Origin of the sequence: uncultured Senegalimassilia sp., assembly GCF_902464545.1 — a bacterium.
Lineage (GTDB): Bacteria > Actinomycetota > Coriobacteriia > Coriobacteriales > Eggerthellaceae > Senegalimassilia.
Genome location: NZ_CABQJR010000027.1, coordinates 1 through 23,301, shown reverse-complemented (window position 1 = coordinate 23,301; position 23,301 = coordinate 1). Strand labels below are relative to the sequence as shown.

Genomic DNA, 23,301 nt, shown 5'->3' with positions numbered 1-23,301 from the left:
CCGCGATGATACTGAGAAATGCAAGCAGGCCGACAAAAGGACGCTTTTTCTTAATGCTCGGCCTGTTCTTTATCGAACGAGAAGCCACGAACCACCTCCAAGAAACTTGGGTAATTGTACCATCGGGGGAAATAGGGTTTTCAAAGCACACAAGTTCGTAGCAAAAAAGCCAAGGGCGGCCAGGGAATCGATTGTTCGTCCCCTGGCCGCCCTTTTGCTTTTCGAGGCGCTGCGACTATAGCAGCGACTCGTCTGCGGCAAGCGTCGCTTTAGCTTTCTCCATCTGCTGTGCCACAGCCGCTTCGCCCGTTCCCCCTTCCGTGGTCCTAGCCGCCACGATGCTGGGAAGATCGAGCGCCTTGACGATATCCTCCTCGAACAACGGGCTTGCCGCCTTGAAGTCGTCAAACGACAGGTCGTCGAGGTTGCAACCGCGCTGCTCGCACAGCAGCACCAAATGTCCTACCACTTCATGTGCATGGCGGAACGGAAGACCCTTCTTCGCCAAGTAGTCGGCAACATCCGTTGCCGCCAAATGGCCGAACTTCGCCTGCTTGAGCATGTTCTCCGGCTTGATGCGCATGGTTTCTATCATTCCCGCGGCGCATTGCAGGCAATCTTCCAGCGTTTTCGCCGAATCGATCGCCCCGTACTTGTCCTCCTGAAGGTCCTTGTTATAGGCAAGGGGAAGCGCCTTCATGGTCACCAGCAACGACACCAAATTGCCGATCACGCGTCCGGTTTTGCCGCGGATGAGCTCGGCAAAATCGGGGTTCTTCTTTTGAGGCATGATGGACGAACCCGTGGAGAACGCGTCGGACAGCTCGATGAAGCCGAACTCGGAGGTTGACCAAAGCACCAGCTCCTCGCACAGGCGCGACAGATGCATGCAGGAAACGGCGCAAGCGTAATCCAAGTCAAGCAGGAAATCACGGTCCGACACCGCATCGAGCGAGTTCGGGATGACCGAAGCGAAGCCCAATTCCCCTGCCGTCATCTGACGATCAAGCGGGTAGGTTGTCCCAGCTAACGCAGCTGCGCCCAGCGGACAGGCGTCGGCCGCATCTCGCGCAGCCTGCAAGCGCCGATAATCGCGCGTAAGCATCCATACATACGCAAGCATATGATGTGAGAACAGGACCGGTTGCGCATGCTGCAGATGAGTATAGCCGGGCAGGATGACATCGAAATTGGACTCGGCCTGGCTTATGAGCGCATGACGCAGCGCGATGTTGGCATGCATCAAGTCGGTAGCACGCTGCTTGGCGTACAGACGCGTATCCGTTGCAACCTGATCGTTGCGGCTGCGACCCGTGTGCAAACGCGCTCCCGCATCCCCGATATCGGCCGTAAGAGCCTTTTCCACCGACATATGGATATCCTCGTCGTTGATATCGAATGAGAAATCACCTGACTCGATATCGGATTTGACGCGATCGAGCCCCGCAACGATTTGCTGTGCATCCTCTTCCGAGATCACGCCGACCTTCGCCAGCATCTTCGCGTGAGCCTTCGACCCTGCGATATCCTGCGCATACAATGCCTTATCGACAGGCAACGAGGCGCCGAAGCGTTGCGTGAACTCGCTAACGTTTTCCGTGAATCTGCCCGACCAAAGAGCCATAGGTTACTCCGTTTCCTTGTGAGCCTCAGCGGCAGCTTCCTGACGGGACAGCGGCGTGACGTCTTCGTAGCGGCCGCGCTTGAGGGGGCCCTTCTCATTTTGAGCATCGAACAGCTCAGCAGGAGCGCCTTCCTGACGACGATTGACCGCCCAGGTTTTCGTGGACAGCGTTTGAATCTCGATAAAGCCCTTGGCTGCGTCGCGATTGAAGGTATCCCCCTTGTCATACGTTGCCAGGCCCTGATCGTAGAGCGAGTATGCGGACTTGCGGCCGACCACCGTGCAAGAACCCTTGAAGAACTTCAAGCGGATGGTGCCGTATAGGCAGCGCTGCGTAGAAGCCATAAATGCATCGATAGCCTCTTTCAGCGGCGAGAACCATTGGCCGTTATAGACGCAATTCGCCCAGGTTTGCTCCAGCGCAAGCTTGTGATGCAGAACCTCGCGCTCAAGCACCAGGTCCTCCAGCGCCTTATGCGCCTTGATCAGCGCCATTCCCGCAGGGGCTTCATAGCACTCGCGGCTTTTGACGCCCACCAAACGGTTCTCGATCATGTCGATACGACCGTAACCGTGCTTGCCCGCGATTTCGTTGAGCTCGTAAATGATGCCCAGATAGCTCTTCTGGTTGCCGTTGATCGCATAGGGCACTCCACGAGCAAAGGTGAGCTCAACGTATTCCGGCTGATCAGGCGCCTGCATGGGATCGGCGGTCATGGTGTAGATATCCGCAGGCGGCTCGATCCAAGGATCCTCCAGTACGCCGCACTCAATTGCGCGGCCCCACAGGTTGTCATCGATTGAGTACGGGGAATCCTTCGTGGCGCCGACCTCCACACCATGAGCCTGAGCCCACTCGATCTCATCGGGACGGGTAAGCAGATTCCACTCGCGAACCGGGGCCAAAATCTTCAGCGACGGATCAAGCATGGTGATGCTGGATTCGAAACGCACCTGATCATTACCCTTGCCCGTGCATCCATGGGCAATATATTTCGCACCGAACTTATGCGCAGCATCCACAAGATGCTTCGAGATCAGAGGGCGGGAAAGCGCCGACACCAGCGGATACTTGTTCTCGTACATAGCATTCGCCGCTAGCGCCTTCGTCAGATATTCCTGCGCGAACATTTGGCGCATATCCACCACAATGCACTCGAGCGCGCCGACGCGCAAAGCCTTTTCCTTGACTTTCTCGAGGCCATCGTGCTCCTGCCCCACATCGCCAACCACGGCGATGACGTCCAGATTCATTTCATCCTGCAACCACTTTATGCAGCAAGATGTATCAAGACCACCGGAATATGCGAGTACCACTTTGTCTTTCTGCTCTGCCATGATGATCGGCCCTTTCGAATGCGATTTGTTTAGCAACAAGGAGATTTGGGTCCACGAGTGCCACAAGATACAGGTATGCCCCGTACTGCCTGGTTACAGACTAGTTTCCCAAGTGAAATTTCCTGAAACTATAGTAATCCCTTAGGAATTATACGTGCACAATTACCCAGAGATGACGCGCAGCGCAATGATGTAACAACTTGTAAATACAACGTGGAATATGCAAAGATAACCGTCTTTGCAACGGTAGAAAAACTAGACGATTATCGTCGTCGCAGACGGTCGATGGCTCGCTCGACCTCCACCGCAGCCTCGGGGCTTTCTGCTGCGATCATAATGGTGTTGTCGCCGGCAACGGTGCCGAGCGCTCCACGCAGGCTGGCTTTGTCAAGAGCTGCGGAGACGCCGGCAGCACCGCCGGAGAACGTCTTCACGACAACCAGATTGCCAGCGACGTGCACCTCTTCAACTAATTCGGAAACCATGCGCTGAAGACGCATTTCCTCAGGGAGGACGTAATAACCCTCGCGAGACTTCACGAGGCCCATGTCCATGATATCGCGGGAAATGGTAGCCTGAGTGCACTCGTAGCCGGCAGACTGCAGCTGATTAGCGAGATCGCGCTGCGTCTTGACATTGCGATCGCGAATGATGTCGCGAATCACGTCATGTCTTTGTTGCCGTTTCCTCATGCCTCGTTACTTCCCGCCCCAGGTGGGGCATTGTACCCGGTTTCCTCCAATGATTCCTGATGCATATGCAAAATAGTGTAAGTGCCATCAAGAATATGCAATTCATAATACCGCAAGATTCGATGATCAGCGAGATGAAATTTAAATTAGCGAAGAATATGCCGCTTCCCTTGTATCGGCGAAACGTTGCCCCGAAATCCCATCCGCATGGATGCCAAGGGTCCACGCCGCAACATGGACCCTTGGCAAGCGTTATAGAGCCCTTAGGCTTCGATCATCTGGTTCAGACGCTCGACCATTGCATCGATATCGCCCTTCTCGCACACCAACGGCGGAAGGAAGCGCAGGGTATGGGCGCCCGTAGCGTTGAGCAGCAGGCCCTTGCCCAGCGCCTTCTGAACCAAAGCAGGCGCATCAACCGATTCATCAAGGTCGATGGCGTTCATGAGGCCAACGCCGCGGACCTCCTTGACCTTGGACACGCCGGCAAGCTGTTGGCGCATGTATTCGCCGGTTTCCTGCACATGCTGCTGAAAACCATTGGAAAGCGTATCAAGCGTTGCCGTTGCGGCCGCCACTGCCAAGCAGCTGCCGCCAAACGTGGTGCCGTGGTCGCCAGGCTGATACGCCTTTGCGATATGGGCGGGGGCAGCACAGGCGCCCATGGGCATTCCACTGGCGATACCCTTCGCCATGGTCACGATATCGGGGGTGACTCCGAAATGCTGGAAGCCAAACGGGGTACCGCAACGGAAGATTCCGGTTTGAACCTCGTCGCACACCATAAGAGCGCCATGCTCCTTGGTAAGATTGCGCACCGCCTCCAGGAATTCCTTCGTGCACGGATGCACGCCGCTTTCGCCTTGGATGCACTCGAGCATGACGGCGCAGATATCATGGCCCTGCTGCTCGAACAAACGGGTAAGAGCCTGAACGTCATTGATAGGCGTGCTTACGAAACCGCCGGGCAAGGGCTGGAACGCCTCCTGCTTCGCAGGCTGAGCAGTGGCCGCAAGCGTTGCGAGGGTTCGTCCATGGAAGCTGCGATCAAGAACCACGATGGTGCGCGGAGCGCCATCGAACGCCTGCTTGACCTGGGCCTCGTCCGCTCCTGCGGCACGAGCGGCCTCTTCGGCGTTCTTACGCGCATACAAGCGAGCGAGCTTGATAGCGCACTCGTTCGCCTCAGCTCCGGAGTTTGCGTAGAACGTCTGCCACGACTCGGGGCTTGCCGGATCCCCACCATTGAGTAGCCCAGAGATTTTGCGGGAGAGCTCACCGCGACCCTCGATGTAGTAGTAATTGCTCACGTGGATCAGACGCTGAGACTGGTCTTGCAGAGCCTTGGTGATGACAGGATGGCAATGGCCGAGGCTGCATACGCCGATGCCTGCGATGAAGTCGAGGTATTTATTGCCCTCGGCATCTTCGACTTCCATACCCTTGCCGGAAACGAGTTCGACGGGCTTACGGGCAAACGTATGCATCACATACTGCGATTCGAGTTCCTGCTGTTGCTCTAGCGACATGCTATCAACTTCCTTCGTAAGGTAACGATTTCTTTAATGTGCGGAAGAACTCTGGATAGAAGCCTTCTGAGCGGCCTCGACTTCTTCACGGTTCTCCAGAAGCTTCGAAGCGAATTTGCCCAGAGGGTGACTATCGAAACGATAGGCCTCTTCGGTGGAATGCATGGTCGTGCCGACACCGGTGCTGGTAAGCATTTCGAGCAGCAGAGAATGAGGCGTGGTCCCATTGATGATATGAGCACGCTGCACACCGTTTTCCAGCGCATGGATGCACGACTTCAGTTTCGGGATCATGCCCGTGGACACCACGTTGTTCTCGACCATATAGCGCGCCTCGAACACGGTAAGGTTGGAGATGAGCGAGCTTTTATCCTCGAAGTTCTCGTACAAGCCGTCGACGTCGGTAAGGAACACCGCCTTATGAGCGCCGATGGCGGCGGCGATATGACCCGCAACCATGTCGGCGTTGACATTGTAGAAGCCGCCGTCCTCTCCGATTGCGACCGATGCGATAACCGGAATATAATCCGACGCCACCAAGTCGTCGAGCAGCGGGCGATTGATGCGCGTGATGTGGCCGACACGACCCAGATCAGGACTTGCCTGCTCGGCCACGATAACGCCGCCATCAGCACCGGAGACGCCCACGGCGAAATTACCATGATGGTTCAATGCCTCGACCAATTCCTGGTTGACCTCGCCCATAAGGACGGTGCGGACTAGATTCATGGCCTCGGGCGTGGTAACACGCTGGCCGTCCTTGAACTCAACGGGGATTTCCATGAGGTCCATCGCCCTGGTGATGGCCTTTCCGCCGCCATGGACGATGACAGGGTTCACGCCGACGATCTTGAGCAGCACGATGTCGCTCATGACATCTGCGCGCAGCTTCTCGTCGACCATGGCAGATCCACCGTATTTGATGACGACGGTTTTACCGGTGATGTTCTTAATCCACGGCAGCGCCTCGACGAGGATCTTAGCTGCCTCCGTTGATGCGCCCTCGGGGCGCGTGTCCTTTGCGTACTTCATGAGCGGTAATCTCCATTGATAGTGACGTATTCGTGCGAGAAATCGCATGTCCACATGGTTGTTGCGCAGTTGCCGGCGCCAAGGTCGACGTCGATGATCACTTCGGGCTCCTCGAAACGGCGAAGCGCTTCGTCCTCATCGAATTCCACGGTTAAGCCTTTTCGGCATACCGGAAGCCCCATGATATCGATGGCGACATCGCCTTGGGAGAACGCCGCGCCGGACCTGCCGAGCGCTGCGGCGATACGACCCCAATTAGCGTCGTGTCCGTAAACCGCCGTTTTCACCAACGGCGAATTCGCTACGGTACGCGCCGCCTTGTCCGCATCCTCCGGATTTGCGGCTCCCGCTACGTTAACGGTGATGAGGCGCGTAGCGCCTTCGCCATCGACCGCCATCTCGCGGGCAAGCGCAACGCAAACGGTGCGCAGTGCGTTCTCGAACGCGTCGAAGACAGGCGTACCGGGCTGCATGCACGCAGCGCCTTGCGGCGCTGCCGCACCGCTTGCCATAAGGAAGCACGAGTCGTTCGTGGAGGTGTCGGAGTCGACGGTGATCTTGTTGAAGCTAATCCCCACCGCCTTCGAAAGAGCCTCATGCAAGTGGTTTGCGGCAATGGGCGCATCGGTGGTGATGACGCTGATCATGGTGGCCATATTGGGCATGATCATGCCCGAGCCCTTTGCCATGCCGCCCACCGTGAACATGCATCCATCGTAGCCCAAGCCGTTACCGCTAAACGTTACGGCGAATTCCTTCGGCTTGGTGTCCGTCGTCATGATGGCGCGAGCCGCATCGGCACCTCCCGCAGCAGACAGCGCCGAGACGGCCAGAGGCGCGCCGCTTTCAAAAGGCTCCATCTGCAGATGCTGGCCGATAACGCCCGTGGACGCCACCAAAACCTCTTGCGCCGGGCAACCGAGCGCATCGGCGACGATGCTGGACGATTGGCGCGCCGTCTGAAGGCCCTTGTCTCCGGTAGCCGCATTTGCGATACCCGAGTTGATGGCCACTGCACGCGCGATGCCATACCCTGCACCATCAAGGTGCTCCTTGGACACTGTGACCGGAGCCGAGCAGAATACGTTCGTGGTGAACACCGCGGCACACGCCGCCGGTTGATCAGCTGCCACCAGCGCAAAATCCAAACGCTTTGGATCAGCGCGGAATCCTGCGTGGATGCCACAAGCCTTGAAACCCTTCGCCGACGCAACGCCGCCTGCCGGCAAAAACGGCAGATCTGCGTAGGAGTCGGCGGTGCTTGCGTTATGCAGAGGTTTCACCGCGTCCCCCTTAGACGCAGCGGAAACTGCATGAGTCATTACGCCCTCCTTCTGAAACGCCCGCCGAAACGGCGGGCGGATTGGCTATACGGGAACCGCCACCTTATCAAGGCCAAGGTCCTCTGGCAGCCCGAATACGATGTTAGCGCACTGAACAGCTTGATTAGCAGCGCCTTTGCAAAGGTTGTCTATAGCTCCGACGGCAATGAGCATGCCAACCCGCTCATTGACGGCAAGCCCGATATGAGCGCAATTCGTGCCCACGACGGAAGACGTCTTGGGCATAACCCCTGCATCGAGCACGGTTACGAACGCGCTGTCTCGATAGAACTCTTTATAGCTCTCGACGATCTTCGCCACATCATGCGTTGCCCCGGCCGCCAAGGGCAGGTTCACCGTAGACAGAAGGCCCCTGTTCAGTGGCGCCAAATGAGGGGTGAACACCAAGCGGTCGGAAACGCCCAGGATCTGCTCGATTTCAGGCGTATGGCGATGCGTAGCAACGCCGTAAGCCTCGAGATTTTCGTTGGCGAAACAGAAATGGGTGCGCGCCGTAGCCTTCTTGCCTGCACCCGTCACACCTGAAATGGCATCTACGACAATCGGAGCTTTGTCATCGACAAGGCCGAGACGCACGGCAGGCGCTGCAGCAAGCGTGGTTGCCGTGGGATAGCAGCCAGCGCAACCGACGACCGCCCCTTTGCCTTCCTTGCGCTGCTGCGCGGCGGCGACAAGATCGTCGGGGAACAGCTCGGGCAAGCCGAAGGCGGCGCGCTTGAGCAGCTCGGTTTGAGTATGAGGGACTTTGTACCACTGCTCGTAAACCGCAGGGTCCTTTAAACGGAAATCGGCAGACAGGTCGACCACCACACCCCCACGATCGACGATACGAGGGGCCATTGCCATTGCCGCGGTATGAGGCACGGCAAGGAACACGACATCGCACTGATCGAGAACCGGGTCGTCATGCCTGGAGAAGGCAAGGTCGGTTGCTCCCGTGAAGCAAGGGTATTCCTTGGCCACGGGGGTTCCAGCAAGCTCATTGGAGGTAACGGCGACCAATTCGAACTTGGGGTGCCGCAGCGCAACTCGGACCAGCTCTATGCCAGCGAAGCCGGCTGCACCGACAATACCGCATTTGATGCTCATACTATGCCCTTCCCATTCGAGGTGTAATGGTACGTTGGGACCGCCTGTTCAAGCATGCGAATAGCTTCCCCATCAGTTGCCGAAAGCGCGTTTTCCAACTCATCGAGCTTCGAGGCAACCTGATCATAGCTGATTTCCTGGCCCGTGGAGATCATGATGGACTGGTTATCGGTGGGAAGCGTGCTCTCCTCGTCCATGAGCAGTTCCTCGTACATCTTCTCACCTTCACGCAGACCCGTAAACTCTATTTTGATATCCACGTCCGGCGTAAGGCCTTGCAGTTGGATAAGGCCTTTTGCCAAATCGACGATCTTGACGGGTTCGCCCATATCCAAAATGAAGATCTCGCCGCCATGCGCCATGCCTCCCGCTTGGATAACCAATCGCGACGCCTCGGGGATGGTCATGAAGAACCGCTCGATATCCGGATGCGTAACGGTAACAGGCCCACCGGCGGCGATTTGACGCTGGAAGACGGGAATCACGCTGCCGTTAGAGCCAAGCACGTTGCCGAAACGCACTGCGGTGAAAATGGTTTTCGACGTACGCGCATAGTACTGCACGATCATTTCGCCCATGCGCTTGGTCGCCCCCATGACGCTCGTGGGGTTAACCGCCTTGTCGGTGGAGATGAAGATGAAGCGCGCCGCCCCGTATGCATCAGCGGCACGAACGGCATTCAACGTGCCGAACACGTTGTTGTGAACAGCCTCGCGCGGGCAATGCTCCATAAGAGGAACGTGTTTATGGGCAGCCGCATGAAACACCGCGCCCGGGCGATATTTCGCGAACACCTCATTGACGCGCTCCTTGTCGCATACGTTGCCGATCTCGATGATGATATCGATGTCGTCGTATTCGGACAGAAGCTCGTTGCGCAGCATGTACGCATCATTCTCGTAAATGTCGAAGATGACAATGCGAGCAGGCGCCACCGTGCACAGCTGACGGCACAGCTCGCCGCCGATGGAACCGCCACCGCCAGTGACCAGCACGGTTTCACCGGCGATATAGCCGGAAACTGCACGAGTGTTCAGAATGATCTCCTCGCGACCAAGCAGGTCCGCCACATCGACGTCGCGCAGGCTTACATCCCCGATTTCATCAAGGGACAAAGCGCGAACGTTGGGCAGCGTGCGCAAACGGCAATCCGTTTTCGTGCATTCGCCGTAAATGCGCTTACGCTCCTCGGGCGTGGACGAGGGGATAGCTACGACGATCTGCTCGATATCGTAGCGATCAACCAGATCGACGATGTCGGAGGTTCCGCCAGAAACCTTCACACCATGGATGCGTTGACCTCGCTTCGCAGGGTCGTCGTCAGTGGCGACAATGGGGATACCGGGCATGAGCGGATCTTTCGACGCCATGCGCCCGATTGCCAGCGAGCCCGTTTCGCCCGCGCCGACCACCAGCGTGCGCGGGCGATCGCACGTGCGCTGCGACGAGGCGATGGCCCTTCCCTTTTGGCGCATGAAGCGGAACACGAAGCGGATACCGCCCATGAAGAAGATCAAAAGGAAGCACGAAACGACGAAAACCCTGATAGGAAGCCTAGTGCCGATAATCCACAGAAACACGGCGCCGCCCAACGTGCCGAGCACGGTTGCGCCGACGATTTGGATGACCTCATCGATGCTGGCATATTCCCATAAATTGTTGTACAGGCGAAACGTCGCCAAAACCACGACGTTGATAAACGCGAGAATGCCCAATACGAAGTAAATCTCGTTATTGACGAACACCTCTCCCTTAACGTTGGTGAGAATAGATGCAAGCCAATACGACAGATACGTGGCGATGATGTCGAGCAGCAACAAAAGCGCTGTTCTTTTTGTGATATGCACGTCCAAACCCGGCCCCGTCTTCATCTTCAAATAGAACAGTTCATAGTGTCAGATTACCTACAAAGGCTGCCGACTGAAGGCCTATTGTAGCCAAACTGGCGTATGATTGCAGCGATATTACCGGCCAAGGAGCTTGTTACATGAATATTCCAGCCCCCGAAAACCATACCGACGCCACCCCCGGCGACGTCTCCCAACCTGCTCGTAACCACAATATCGAAGCGCTGACGGCTTTCTTCCGAAGCGGCATAAAACCCGCTGAATCGCACGGGAAACTGGGCATCGAGCTGGAACAGACCATTGTGCGCGCTGACGGCTCCCCTGTCTCCTATAGCGAGGAGAACGGCGTTGCGCATTTGCTTGAACAGCTAGGGGAATCCTATCCGCAAGCGACCGTAGATGAAGAAGGCGACCTTCTTGGCGTAGCTCGCCCAGGAGAGGCGATCACCATCGAACCTGCCGCCCAAATCGAGCTATCGGCGGGTCCGTTCGATGACCTGCAAAAAGCCCTGGAGACGTTTACCGCATATCGGAAAACGCTTGATGAGCTGCTTGCCCCCAAAGGCATGCGTGTGGTGGCGCAAGGATACCATCCCACCGCCACGGCACGCAGCTTGGACCTGATACCTAAGCGCCGCTACGCATTCATGAACCGATATCTTGGCGCAAAGGATATCTACGGCCCCTGCATGATGCGAGGCAGCGCCTCAACGCAGATCTCCATCGACTACACAAGCGAGCAGGACTGCCTTCGAAAAATGAGGGTCGCCTATGCGCTTACTCCTATTTTGAGCCTGATTTGCGACAATTCGCCGGTATTCGAAGGCAAACCCCGCTCGCACAAGCTGATGAGGACCGACATATGGCGCCATACCGACAGCGACCGATGCGGCCTTGTGCCCGGTGCCCTTTCAAGCGGCTTCACGTTCGAAGACTATGCGAAGTACGTGTTAGACACGCCCGCTATAGTGGCGCCCGATGAAAACGAGGGCTGGCGCTACTGCGAGCAGACCTTTGGACAACTGTACGCCGACAAGCCGATGACCCGAAAGCAAGTAGAGCACGCGGTTTCCATGCAATTCCCCGACGTGCGGCTGAAAACGTACTTGGAGATCCGCCCGGCGGACTCTATGCCCATCCCCTATGTGATCGCCTATGCCGCCCTTATCAAGGGCTTGTTCTACGACGAAGACAACCTGCAGCAGCTTGAAGCCCTTTTCGCCAATGTAGACGCCGACGCTTTCGAAATGGCGAAAGATGCCCTGATGGAACGCGGCTACAATGCTGATGTTTACGGAGTGCCGGTAGCCGACCTGTGCGACCGCGTTATCGGGTTGGCTGAAAACGGCTTAAACCCCGATGACCGCACGCTCCTTAAACCCCTTTCCGACCTTGTGGCCCAACGGATCACGCTTGCCGACCTAGCAGAGAAGGAAACCGCAGAGGCGTAAAGCAACGGCAAAGGAACTTTTCGCGGTTCCCCCGTCATTACCGAGCCCGGCTTCAGGTTTGTCGGGTAGACTTAACCGAGCGAAATACCCATACGACAGGAGACGTTTCGATGAGCAACAAAGGCAAAAAGGTCAAGGTTCATTACACCGGCACGCTGGACGACGGTACGAAGTTCGACTCTTCCCTGGATCGCGGCGAGCCCTTGGAGTTCACGTGCATGGCCGGGCAGATGATCCCCGGATTCGATGCGGCAGTTGAGCTCATGGAGGAGGGCGAGACCAAAACCGTGCACATCCCCGCTGCCGACGCCTATGGAGAGCGCAACGAGGAACTGGTGCAGCGCATCCCCTTGGATCAGATCCCCAACGGCAACGAGCTTCCCGTTGGCCAGACGGTATACATGCAAAGCGGCGACGGCCAGATCTTCCCCGTGTTCGTGCAGTCGATCGAAGACGGCGTGGCAACCTTTGACATGAACCACGAACTGGCAGGCAAGGACCTCAACTTCGAGATCACGCTGGTGGAGATCGAAGACTAGTCGATATAGCTTTTAAAGGTACCCCGGGCCGCTCGATCGAGCGGCCCTTTTCATTGCAGGACGCTATGCCGCCTGCAGCCGACCCATAAGGTTTTCCACCCTGTTGAGAAAATCCCCCTCACAAACCTGATTAAGCCTATCGACCCTGGCAATGAGTCGTTCTTGGCACGCTTCTTCCAAAGCATCGGGAACATACAAGCCCATGGACGCGGCTCGCACCGCCGCAAGCCTGCCAACGGAGTCGGCCGAAGGAAACGCTTCTTCACAGCTTACGAACGAGCAATCGCTACGAGGCAACGATTGCGCCCCCGCCTTAGAGGTCGCGCTTTCCGAGGAGGTGCCGAGAATCCCAAGGCTCGAATCGCCTTGCCTCGACGCCGGCGCTTGGTGCGTCAGATGCCAGAACGCGCTTGCAAGGACCATGTAGCGCTCGCAGCAATCCCAGGGGCCTTCGAGCCATACGCGATACGAAAGCCCCTGCGACCAGGGAACGCAGCCGAACAGGCGCCCACCTTCGGAGACATCTTGCCGCACTGCGCCCGCAGACAAGTCTGCCACGCGGGCCTGCACCAAACGCTCGATGCTTGCCTGGCCCCGTCGCGCATGCACGACGAAGCGTTCTTCGGGGAATACGCACAGGGCTTTGCCGCTTTTGCGCTTCACCACGCAATCGAGCATGGCGTCCAAAGCGCGGCCCATGCGCTTGCGAGCAACGCGGCGTTGCTGCGGAGTGGACTGACCCCACCCCGGCAAATGACGCGCATAACCCTGCTCGACCATGGAAAGCAGCGTTTCCCTATCGCAGCACAGAAAGGCATCCTGTAACGTGGGAACCTGTTTTCGAGACACCGACTGCGCATCCCAAAGAAGATCAGAGCACAACATGTCCGACCTCCTGCACAAGGGACACCGCATCGGCGCAATCCATAACGCATGCACATCGAAGCGGGAAGGCGCCGGGCAAGACCTGATCAAGCGCGGATCCAAACCCCAGCTGATCGAACTCCCGCCAATCATCAGCGCCTTCTCCGTCGCATCCCACCGAAATAAAGCCACCTTCGAACAGCTGATACTCCATCGAATCGAGCGCATCGCGCAACTGACAGAGCGGAAGCGCCGCTATAACCACCAATGCACCTGGTTGCGCGCAGCAAGACACAGACCCGTTACCGGACATGGCAAACACCTTCTTCGATTGTTCCAAAAACGGAGAGGATCTTGCAAGCGTGGAACGGGCAGCGAGGAACACCGCTGCCATCTACGGGCGACCTTGGAAGGAGGCGCTTGCACTGGCTCTGATGTGTTGACGGGAGTATAACACGATTTCGTACGTTTGTTCGTTATAAAGTTGAAAAAAATCCCGGCAAGGGAGGACGCTATTGCCCAATTCCCCTGCCGGGATGAAAGATTACCAGCTCAGAAGCTCATAGCCGGTTTCCGTGACCACCAGCTGCACTTCCCACTGAGCGGAGGGCTTGCGGTCCGCCGTGCGAACGGTCCAGCCATTGGGGTCGGTCATGTCGATCTTATGACCCCCCATGTTGATCATGGGCTCGATGGTGAAGCAGCAGCCCGGCGCCAGCACCATGCCCGTTCCGGGCTCAGACACGTGGCTGACGAAGGGATCTTCGTGGAACTCCAAGCCGATACCGTGGCCGCCGAACTCGCGCACCACCGAGAAGCCCTGCGCGTGCGCGTATTCGTGCACCGCAGCGCCCACATCGCCCAAAAGCCCCCACGGCTTCACCGCGGCAAGACCGGCTTCCAGCGCCTTCTTGGTTTCCTCCACAAGACGGCGCTTCTCGTCGGACACCTCGCCGATGCAGAACATGCGTGAGGAATCGGAATAGTAGCCGTCCAGGATGGTGGAGCAGTCGACGTTGACGATATCGCCGTCTTTCAGCACATCGTCGGGCGACGGGATGCCGTGGCAGACCACTTCGTTGATGGACGTGCAGACGCTTTTCGGATAGCCCTCGTAATCAAGGTCGGCCGGGATGCCGCCATTCTCGACGGTGTAATCGTAGATCCACTTGTCGATCTCCTCGGTGGTGACGCCCGCTCCGATGCGCTCCGCCACAAGATCCAGCACGCCGATGTTGATGGCGGCGCTTCTCTTGATGCCCTCGATCTCCTCCGGCGTTTTCAGCAAGCTGCGCTGGGGAACCTCGAAGCCCTGCTCATAGAGGCTTTGCAGGCGCTCGTCGAAATCAAGGTGGCACTTCTTGTATTTACGCCCGCTGCCGCACCAACACTCGTCGTTGCGACCGGGGCTTTTCAGATTGTCGTACATACCGCATCCTTTCGTTTGCGCCCTATTGTAACGCTGTTAGCCATGGTTAAGTCTTAGAATCCGCCTGAAACAAGGAAACCGCCGGGCATGGACTCGGCGGCTTCCCTAGCGCGTGGGCTGATCGCCTTTACGCGCGGACCTCGGCGCCGGTGGCGCCGCAGACCTTCTTCACCAGCTTCGCATGCGCCTTATCGACCTCTTCGCCGGTAAGCGTGCGATCGGCGGCGCGGTACGTCAGCGCGTACGCCATGGACTTCTTGCCCTGGCCGATGCGCTCGGAATCGCGGTACACATCGAACAGGCGCACCTCGGCCAGCAGCTTGCCGCCCGCAGACGACATGCACTGCTCCAGACGCTCGTGCGTGACATCCTCGTCGACCACGAACGCCTGGTCTATGGAAACGGCCGGGAACGTGGGCACGTCGACGTAGTCGCGCGCAGGGCGGCAGGCCTTGGCGAGCGCCTCGACGTCCAGCTCGAAGGCGACTACGGGCGCCTGCGCGTCATAGGCGGCGCAAGCCAGCGGATGCAGCTCGCCCACCCAGCCGAGCACCGTGCCGCCGGAGAGCACCTGGGCGGCGCGGCCGGGCTGCAGATGCGGGGCCTCCTGCGCGGACAGCGCCTTGTAGCGGACCTTCGGGATGGCCAGCTCGCGCATCAGGTTCTCCACGACGCCTTTGCCGTCGAAGAAGTCGAACGCCGCAGGCTGCACGTTCCAGGCAGCGTCGCCGAATGCGCCCGCCATGACGCCGGCCAGGCGGCGGCGCTCCTTGGGCTGCTTCTTACCTTCGTGAGCGAAGAACACCATGCCCTGCTCGTAGAGCTGGATATTCTTCACGCCGCGAGCCTGGTTGTGCGCCACCGAGCGCAAAAGGCCCGGGATGATGCTCTGGCGCATGACCGACTGGTCGGAGTTCATGGGGTTGATGAGCTCCACGGGATCGCCCAGCCCCTCGACGGGCATGCGCAGACGCTCGAGCTCGGTGGGCTCGGCGAAGGAATACGTCATGGTCTCATTGAGGCCGGATGCGGTCATGGTGCGGTTGACGGTATCCAGCACGTGCTCCATATGGGAGCGCACGCCGAAGCGGCCGCGGCCGCCGGGCAGCGTCTCGGGGATGAGGTCCATGCCGTACAGGCGCAGCACCTCCTCGTACAGGTCGATCTCGCGCGGCAGGTCGGGGCGGAAGGTGGGGGAAACCACGTCCAGCACATCCTCGTCGGCGGTGTCTTCGACCTTGCAACCCAAGCGCTCCAAGATCTCGACGATGAACTCGCGCGGGATCTGGGCGCCCATCATTGAGCGGAAGCGCGAGATGCGGAATCTCAGCTGCGCGGCGGTGCTAGGCTCGGGCCACACGTCGATGATGCCCTGGTCGTCGGCCGCGGCAGCGCTCACGGTGCCGCCGGCGACCTCCACGATGAGCGCAGCAGCGGCAGCGGAGCGCGCCTCGATGCCGTGGTCGTCCACACCGCGCTCGTAGCGCATGGAGCTTTCGCTGATAAGCCCGAGGTTGCGGCTGGTGCGGCTGGTGCGGCCGGCCTCGAACGTGGCGGCCTCCAGCAGGATGTTCACCGTATCGTCGGTCACCTCGGTATCAAGGCCGCCCATGACGCCGGCCAAGGCCACCGCGCCCTGCTCGGGGGTGGAGATGACGGTCATGTCGCTGGTAAGGGTGCGCTTCTCGCCGTCGAGCGTGGTCAACGGCTCGCCGTCTTGCGCGGCGCGCACCACGATGTGCGCACGGCCATCGGCGTTCTTCAGCTTGTCCAGGTCGAACGCGTGTAGCGGCTGGCCGAACAGGAACAGGATGTAGTTCGTGACGTCCACGATGTTGTTAACCGAGCGCTGGCCGATGGCCGCAAGGCGCTCGACCATCCAATCGGGGCTGGGGCCCACCTTGCAGCCGCGGATGACGCGCGCCGTGTAGCGCGGGCAGCGCTTGGCATCCTCGACCGTGATCTTGACCTCTTCGTCAACAGGGGTTGCGGAGGCGTCGAGCTGGAGCTTGGCGGCCATTTCCGCCAGCGGGTCGTTCCAGTCGCGACGATACATCGCGCCCACCTCGCGAGCCAAGCCGGCGATGGAGAGGCTGTCGGGGCGGTTCGGGGTGATCTCCAGGTCGAGCACGGTGTCGGTCAGGCCGGCGTACTCGGCGAACGGCACGCCCACCGGGGCATCTTCGGGCAAGATCATGATGCCGTCGTGGTCGCCGCTTAAGCCGAGCTCGCGCGCGGAGCAGTTCATGCCGAAGCTGGCGACGCCGCGAAGCTTGGACTTCTTGATCTTCACATCGCCGGGCAGCTCCGCGCCCACCATGGCGGTGACGATATGGTCGCCCTCGTTGAAGTTCTGCGCGCCGCAGACGATCTGCAGCGGCTCGGGGTTGCCTTCCTTATCGACGTTGAGCTCGCCCACGTCGACCGAGCACACCCACATGTGATCGGAGTCGGGATGATGCTCCTTTTTGAGCACCTTGGCGGTTACCACGTGGTCGAACGCGGCGCCAAGCGTCTCAACGCCCTCCACGCCCGTTCCCGTAAGGTCGAGCTTGTCGCAGAACGCCTTGATGTCCGTAGGGACCTCAACGTATTCGTTCAGCCATTTCAGCGATACTTTCATGACATTCTCTTTCTATGACATCGGCCAAGGCCGACGAAAATCAGTGGGACGGCCGAGCTTGCCGGAATCGGCCCAGATGGCGAAGCGCGCCGCATCGACCGCATCCGATCGGCCGAGCACGGCCATCGCCCGTGCGCCGAAAGCGGAAAACCCAAGCTAGGTTCCGCCGATCCGCGCCGTCGAGCGACTTCGCCGCCGTCGAGCAAAAGGGGCTAGAACTGGCGAAGGAAGCGCATATCGCCCTCAAGCAGCATGCGCAGGTCGGGGACGTTGTACTTCAAGCACGCAACGCGCTCGACGCCCACGCCGAACGCGAAGCCCGAATACTCCTCCGGGTCGATGCCCGACATGCTGAGCACGTTGGGGTCGACCATGCCGCAGCCCAAGATCTCCAGCCAGCCCGTGCCCTTGCACATGCGGCAGCGCTCGCCGTCGTGCAGATGACCCGTGCCGCCGCACACGCCGCAGCTGACGTCGGCCTCAGCGGACGGCTCGGTGAACGGGAAGTAGTGGGCGCGGAAGCGCGTCTTGCGATCGGGGCCGAACATCTGCTTGCAGAAGTAGTCCAGCGTGCCCTTCAGGTCGCCGAACGAGATGCCCTTGTCGACGACCAGACCCTCGATCTGCGTGAACTGCGGCAAATGGCTGGGGTCGGCCACGTCGCGGCGATACACCTTGCCCGGAGCGATGATGTAGATGGGCGGCTTCTGCTGCTCCATGACGTGCACCTGCACGCCGGAGGTCTGCGTGCGCAACAGCACCTTGGACTCGCCGCGCACCGCGGACTCCTCGCCGGATCGGTCGACCACGTAGAAGGTGTCCTGCATGCTGCGGCTGGGATGGTCGGCCGGGGCATTGAGCGCCTCGAAGTTATAGTAGTCGGTTTCCACCTCGGGACCTTGGGCAACGGTATAGCCCAAGCCCAGGAAGATCTCGGAGATCTGGTCGGTGATGGCGTTGATGAGATGGCGCGTGCCCACCTGCTGGCCGCGGCCCGGCAGCGTGACGTCGACAGCCGCCGCGTCGATGGCAGCCTCGAGCTCCTTGGCGGCAAGCGCACGCTTGCGCTCCTCGAGCGCCGCCTCCACGGCGCCGCGCACCTCGTTCACCGCTTTGCCCACGGCGGCGCGCTCCTCCTTCGCCACCTGGCCCATGCCGCGCAGGTAGCCCGTCAGCGTGCCGGCCTTGCCCAGCACCGCCACGCGCACCTCCTCGAGCGCGGAAGTGTCCGCAGCCTGCTCGATGGCGGCCAACGTGCTCGTGCGCAACGCCGACAGCTCGTCCACGATTGCCATGTGTCCGATCCTTTCCACATTTGCCGATGGCCGCCGTATGCGGCCAATAAAAAAGAGCCCTCTTCGCCTTTGGCCTGGGATTTACCCAGTCCAAGGACGAGAGAAGGCTCTCGCGGTACCACCTTGGTTGACGGACGCGCATCTGCACGAACCGCCCGCTTCATTCGCCCCGATAACGGAGGGCGCCCGCCATGGCCTACTAAAACGTCCGCGCTTGCCGCGCCCCGCTTTCAGCCCTGATGCTCGGAAGGGAATCGACGCGCTTGCCGCCCGGGTCCTTTCAGCCGATGAGACCCGTCTCTGCCGACCGCGATGATGCGCGCCGCTGTCTTCGTCTATGCATGTGCTTACGGAGTATACCGCAAACATCGGCGATTCGTCGCGTTTTCCATATCGCGCGCACCCGATGCAAGAAGACATAGCCCTCGTGGAAACAAGCCAGGACCATCCGGCGTTGGAACGGGCGAGGCCGCAGCATATCCCGCAATCCGGCTGCATCACGCCGACAAAGCACGCCCGAATCACGAATCGACCGATGACGGCATCGAGCTGATCTTGGCAGAGAAGAGTCCAGCGTAGGGATCGGGCGGCAGCTCGACCATCACGCAACCCCCGCAAAGCAGTAGTACCATGGGCTCCTGATCGAAACACGAGAAGGAGCCCTTTTCATGACAACTCCCGTCATCCGCCTTGCAACCAGCGCCGACTCCGACGCCATCTTGGGCATCTATGCGCCCTATATAGACACATCCATAACGTTCGAGGAGGAGGTGCCCGCACGCGAGGCCTTTCAGGCCCGCACGGACGGCGTGCTTTCCTCCCACCCCTACCTGGTTGCCGAGTTTGACGGCAAGGTGGTTGGCTACGCTTATGCCCACGAGCTGCGCGAGCGCGGCGCCTATCGATGGAACTCCGAGCTTTCCGTATATCTTGCGCCCACCGCGCAGGGCCATGGGCTGGGCGCCGTGCTATACCGCGCGCTCATCGAGCTATGCGCCGCGCAGGGAATCAAAGCGGTGTACGGCATTGTGACCAGCCCGAACGACCCCAGCCAGCGCCTGCATGAAGGCCTTGGCTTCGAGGTGATGGGGCATCAGCGCCACGCCGGCTTCAAAAGCGGTCAATGGCATGATGTCACCTGGTACGTGAAGTTCTTGACCGACCGTTTCGAAGACGACCCCGCTTCCCCAGTGCCCTTCCCGCTGCTATGCGACCAGCAGCCGCAGGCGGTGAAGGATATCTTGGATCGAGCGAACTCGTCCCTACGATAAAGCGCGACGGCTCGGGTATGCCGAGCGCAACCCGACCTGCACGCGATATTGCCCGCCGCCCGCTGCGCAACGGGCGGGAAACCGTTAGGTAACGCCCGCCAGCGCGCATCCCGCCCATAAACAAAGAACAGTACAGTAGGTATCGCGCCCCGCAAGGCGGCAAACTCACCTTGCGGGGCGCGATACGCCGCATCACCGAAACGTTAGGCATTTCATGAAAGACCTCTTCCAACGATTAGCTCAACGCACCGCCGTGTGGATGCAGGGCCGCTACGGCAACGACGACCTTGGCAACGCGCTGGTAGCGCTGGGAATCATCGCCGTGCTGGCTTCCATCCTGCCGCACTGCGGGTGGCTTTCCTATGTCGCGCTTGCGGCGATGGCGCTGGCCATTTGGCGCACCTGCTCGAAGAACATCGGGAAACGCCGTCAGGAAAACCAGAGCTATCTGCGCTTGTCCGCCAAGCCCCGCCGTAGCTACGAGCTTGGGAAGAAGAAATGGTCCAACCGCAAGACCACGAAGTACTTCCGCTGCAAGAACTGCGGACAGGAGCTTTCCGTACCCCGCGGAAAAGGCACGATGCGCGTGGTGTGCCCGAAGTGCAAGACGGAGACGAAGATGAAATCGTAACAAGCGGCATTTTGCCGATAAGCGAAACCGAGAAGCCAGTGAAAAAGCGCCTGAAAAGGCGCTTTTTCACTGGCTTATAAGGCGAAACCATGCCTCTACGGAATATGCGCTCCCCGATATTGCTCAAGCAAAAATGGAAAGCGGTCTTCGCGGCGGAGCTCCTCCCAACGGCCCTATCGCTCAACGCTTCCCGACGCGCACGCCGAAAGAAGCCGCGCATCGCGCTCAAGTCCTTACCGAACAGGTATTATCTTCGCTTTCTCAAGATATCCGTGACCACCCAGATAGACAGAACCAACGCGCCCAGGTATCCGAAGAAGGACAGCACGGGAACCCCGAGAACGCGCGGTTCCATAGTGGACAGGGCCACCATGGACGAGCCGATGAACAGGCCTGCCACTATGATGCCCAGCGACAGTCTGTTGATGATGATCGAAAGGCTGCGCATGGGCGCCTCGGAGCCCAGAACCTCCATGTTCACCTTCATCTGCCCACGCGTGAGCATATGCAGCGCCTGACCTGCATATTTCGCCGTGTCCAGCGTACCCGAGCCTGCAGCGCGCAACGCCAGCGCCAGCTCCTGCATAGCGCTTATCATCTCGGCCTTCATGTCCTTCGTGCGCTGGATATGCGCGTTGATGATGGACACCATGTTCTCATTGGGGATGAGCGGCATGACGGTGCCCTCAAGGGTGACGATGCCACGTGACACGCTGGTGATGGACGGCGGCAGCGTGACCTTGCATTGACGCGTAAGGTTCAGGATATCCGAAAGCAGCTGACCGACGTCGATGGCGCTGACATCGCACGAACCGTAGTCTTTCAGCAGCAGATCCAGGTCTGCCAGGAAACGCGTATGGTCGATGGCGTTGTTGTCACGTTGGATGGCGAACGCCAACAGCGCATCTTTGAGCTCCGAGGCGCTTTGCATGCCCACCGCCTTGATGATGGAGCCGAACCCCGCGCGGTCACGCGGGGACAGGCGGCCCATCATGCCAAGGTCGATGTAGACGATCTTCCCGTCGCGCACCAGCATGTTGCCCGGATGCGGATCGGCATGGAAAAAGCCGAAATCCAACACCTGTGTGGCATAGTTATCCAGGATCTTCTCGCCGATCTCCTGCAAGTCGTATCCTGCAGCGCTCAGCTTCTCGAAATCGTCGATGGGGATGCCGTCGACGTACTCCATGACCAGGATGTTCTCGCGGCACAGCTCCGGATACACCTTCGGACACGCGATGAAGGCCACATCCTTGTTCAGCAGCGCGAACTCCTGCAAGTTGGCCGCTTCGCGCTTGAAATCCGTTTCCTCGAGAAACGTTGCCCACAGTTCCTCGACCACATCGCGCAAGTCGAGCATCTGCCCGTCTTTGATGAACCGCGACGCCTGCCGAGCCACGATACGCATGATGTCGATATCCTGCGCCATGGTGGCGCGCACGCCTGGCCGCTGGATCTTCACCGCCACCACGCTGCCGTCGGCAAGACGCGCCTTGTGCACCTGCGCCAAGGAAGCGCTTCCGAGCGGCTTGGGATCGATCTCGGCGAAGATCTTTTCGCGTTCGTCACCGTAGATAGAGTCCATGGCCGCAAGCATCTCATCGAACGGAAGCGGCTTCGACCTTGCCTGCAGCTTCTTCAGCTCATCGCAATAAGCCTTGGGCAAGATCTCCGAGCGGGTGGAAAGCGTCTGCCCGATCTTCACGAAGCTGGGGCCCAAACCCTCCAGCATGCTGCGGAAGGATTCGGGCGTGAACCCCTTCGTGAAGTGATGCTTCTGCATGATGGTGTATATCTCGCGCAGCCTTTGCGTGCGCGATTTGCGCGTAAGGTTGAACTGCCCCTCGGGGTCCACCTCGGAACCCGACGAGAAGAAGTACTTCAACAGCGTGTTGTCGGCCATGGAAGCACGCGACCCCTATTGCTCGGCGGACGCTTCGGCCTGCTCGGAAGGCTCTTGGGAGTCCTCGGCTTGCTGCTGCTCCTGCACAGGCTGCGCCGCCGGGCGCGCCGCGATCTCGGCCGCCTTCGCGGCGAAGGCCTCGCGCTCCTCGGGGGTCATGATCGACATGCGCGCCTCAAGCGCATCGAAGCGCGCGGACTGCGCGGCGTTGGCCGCCTTGTGCGCAAGCTCGGTGTTGATCTGCTTGCCCTGCTCGACGGTAAGCTCGCCCTTCGCGATAAGCGTGCTCACCAGATCTGTGGCCTTCTCGCCCGTGATGGCCATAGCCCCCACGCCAGCCAGGAAGATGTCCTTGAAACCATCGCCGATCGTTGCCATGTCAGCCTCCCCTTCTTCACATGCTCGCACATTCGGCAAGCCCCTACATACCTATAATGCAACACGCCCGGCCGCGCAGGCGACCTCAAGCGCGAAGTTGAAGCCGAAACGATACCTTACGCGCCTCGGCGGTCGCACCAAGGGCCGCCGCGATACCGGTCCCCTGCGCAAAAAGGAGTTTCACGGCCTTCCCCCTTGCCTTGCCGGATGCAGCAGATGCCCTTACGGCTACAATGCTCACTTGCTGGGGGGCCTCCCCCAGGCGTTTATCGTGCCAACTTGCCGGGCTCGCACGCGTGGATAACCCGTCCGCGTCGTCACGGCGCGAGACCATCGCCGCCGCTTGCGAAAACCGCTGCATCCCACAAAGGAGACCAGCTATATGAAGTCAAGGGCTAAACCGTAGGTTTTCGAGAACAGCAA

Annotated in this window: 19 protein-coding genes; 4 read left to right on the top strand and 15 right to left on the bottom strand. The window is 59.5% G+C overall.

What is annotated here, in order from left to right:
- Positions 1-235 precede the first annotated feature (235 nt).
- The 8 genes from argH to RDW26_RS07775 form a co-directional block, all read right to left on the bottom strand.
- On the bottom strand, positions 236-1,624 hold the full coding sequence (argH, locus tag RDW26_RS07810) for an argininosuccinate lyase (protein WP_307983155.1): 1,389 nt from the start codon (positions 1,622-1,624) through the stop codon (positions 236-238).
- Positions 1,625-1,627: 3 nt separating this feature from the next.
- Complete coding sequence (locus RDW26_RS07805) at positions 1,628-2,962, bottom strand: argininosuccinate synthase (RefSeq protein WP_298625923.1); 1,335 nt, start codon at positions 2,960-2,962, stop codon at positions 1,628-1,630.
- A 263-nt stretch (positions 2,963-3,225) separates the two neighbouring features.
- Entirely contained in the window at positions 3,226-3,654 is a 429-nt protein-coding gene (locus tag RDW26_RS07800) for an arginine repressor (RefSeq protein WP_042436819.1), read from the bottom strand.
- Positions 3,655-3,917: 263 nt separating this feature from the next.
- The gene (locus RDW26_RS07795) at positions 3,918-5,183 is read right to left on the bottom strand and encodes an acetylornithine/succinylornithine family transaminase (protein ID WP_294415655.1); all 1,266 of its coding nucleotides are present in this window, start codon (positions 5,181-5,183) and stop codon (positions 3,918-3,920) included.
- 33 nt (positions 5,184-5,216) lie between these two features.
- Positions 5,217-6,215, bottom strand: a complete 999-nt coding sequence (gene argB, locus RDW26_RS07790) for an acetylglutamate kinase (RefSeq protein WP_307983154.1) — start codon at positions 6,213-6,215, stop codon at positions 5,217-5,219.
- Entirely contained in the window at positions 6,212-7,498 is a 1,287-nt protein-coding gene (gene argJ / locus RDW26_RS07785; protein WP_307983153.1) for a bifunctional glutamate N-acetyltransferase/amino-acid acetyltransferase ArgJ, read from the bottom strand. The genes argB and argJ overlap by 4 nt, the downstream gene beginning before the upstream one ends.
- 84 nt (positions 7,499-7,582) lie before the next feature.
- Positions 7,583-8,647 (bottom strand): N-acetyl-gamma-glutamyl-phosphate reductase, encoded by a 1,065-nt coding sequence (gene argC / locus RDW26_RS07780; protein WP_307983152.1) that lies wholly within the window; start codon positions 8,645-8,647, stop codon positions 7,583-7,585.
- Positions 8,644-10,467 carry a nucleoside-diphosphate sugar epimerase/dehydratase gene (locus tag RDW26_RS07775; protein ID WP_307983151.1) on the bottom strand — a complete coding sequence of 608 codons (1,824 nt, stop codon included), beginning with the start codon at positions 10,465-10,467 and terminating at the stop codon, positions 8,644-8,646. The genes argC and RDW26_RS07775 overlap by 4 nt, the downstream gene beginning before the upstream one ends.
- A 167-nt stretch (positions 10,468-10,634) precedes the next feature.
- On the opposite strand from RDW26_RS07775, the gene RDW26_RS07770 reads away from it, so the two are divergent.
- Positions 10,635-11,945, top strand: a complete 1,311-nt coding sequence (locus tag RDW26_RS07770) for a glutamate-cysteine ligase family protein (protein ID WP_307983150.1) — start codon at positions 10,635-10,637, stop codon at positions 11,943-11,945.
- 110 nt (positions 11,946-12,055) lie between these two features.
- Positions 12,056-12,484 (top strand): peptidylprolyl isomerase, encoded by a 429-nt coding sequence (locus RDW26_RS07765; protein ID WP_307983149.1) that lies wholly within the window; start codon positions 12,056-12,058, stop codon positions 12,482-12,484.
- Positions 12,485-12,547: 63 nt separating this feature from the next.
- On the opposite strand, the gene RDW26_RS07760 is transcribed toward RDW26_RS07765, so the two are convergent.
- From RDW26_RS07760 to pheS, 5 genes are all read right to left on the bottom strand, one after another.
- On the bottom strand, positions 12,548-13,369 hold the full coding sequence (locus RDW26_RS07760) for a hypothetical protein (RefSeq protein WP_307983148.1): 822 nt from the start codon (positions 13,367-13,369) through the stop codon (positions 12,548-12,550).
- The gene (locus RDW26_RS07755; protein ID WP_307983147.1) at positions 13,356-13,661 is read right to left on the bottom strand and encodes a hypothetical protein; all 306 of its coding nucleotides are present in this window, start codon (positions 13,659-13,661) and stop codon (positions 13,356-13,358) included. Before RDW26_RS07755 ends, RDW26_RS07760 begins: the two co-directional genes overlap by 14 nt.
- Positions 13,662-13,892: 231 nt before the next feature.
- On the bottom strand, positions 13,893-14,777 hold the full coding sequence (locus tag RDW26_RS07750) for a methionyl aminopeptidase (RefSeq protein ID WP_307983146.1): 885 nt from the start codon (positions 14,775-14,777) through the stop codon (positions 13,893-13,895).
- Between the two features lie 127 nt (positions 14,778-14,904).
- Positions 14,905-17,400 (bottom strand): phenylalanine--tRNA ligase subunit beta, encoded by a 2,496-nt coding sequence (pheT, locus tag RDW26_RS07745; RefSeq protein ID WP_307983145.1) that lies wholly within the window; start codon positions 17,398-17,400, stop codon positions 14,905-14,907.
- Positions 17,401-17,612: 212 nt separating this feature from the next.
- A complete protein-coding gene (pheS, locus tag RDW26_RS07740) occupies positions 17,613-18,695 on the bottom strand; it encodes a phenylalanine--tRNA ligase subunit alpha (protein WP_042436848.1) in 1,083 nt (360 codons plus the stop codon).
- 668 nt (positions 18,696-19,363) lie between these two features.
- On the opposite strand from pheS, the gene RDW26_RS07735 reads away from it, so the two are divergent.
- Positions 19,364-19,966, top strand: a complete 603-nt coding sequence (locus RDW26_RS07735; protein ID WP_307983144.1) for an N-acetyltransferase family protein — start codon at positions 19,364-19,366, stop codon at positions 19,964-19,966.
- 214 nt (positions 19,967-20,180) lie between these two features.
- The gene (locus RDW26_RS07730) at positions 20,181-20,597 is read left to right on the top strand and encodes a hypothetical protein (protein WP_307983143.1); all 417 of its coding nucleotides are present in this window, start codon (positions 20,181-20,183) and stop codon (positions 20,595-20,597) included.
- Between the two features lie 247 nt (positions 20,598-20,844).
- Here RDW26_RS07730 and RDW26_RS07725 read toward each other — a convergent pair whose 3' ends face one another.
- Entirely contained in the window at positions 20,845-22,500 is a 1,656-nt protein-coding gene (locus tag RDW26_RS07725; RefSeq protein ID WP_294415676.1) for an AarF/ABC1/UbiB kinase family protein, read from the bottom strand.
- A gap of 15 nt (positions 22,501-22,515) precedes the next feature.
- Positions 22,516-22,878 carry a hypothetical protein gene (locus tag RDW26_RS07720; RefSeq protein ID WP_307983142.1) on the bottom strand — a complete coding sequence of 121 codons (363 nt, stop codon included), beginning with the start codon at positions 22,876-22,878 and terminating at the stop codon, positions 22,516-22,518.
- Positions 22,879-23,301: the final 423 nt, after the last annotated feature.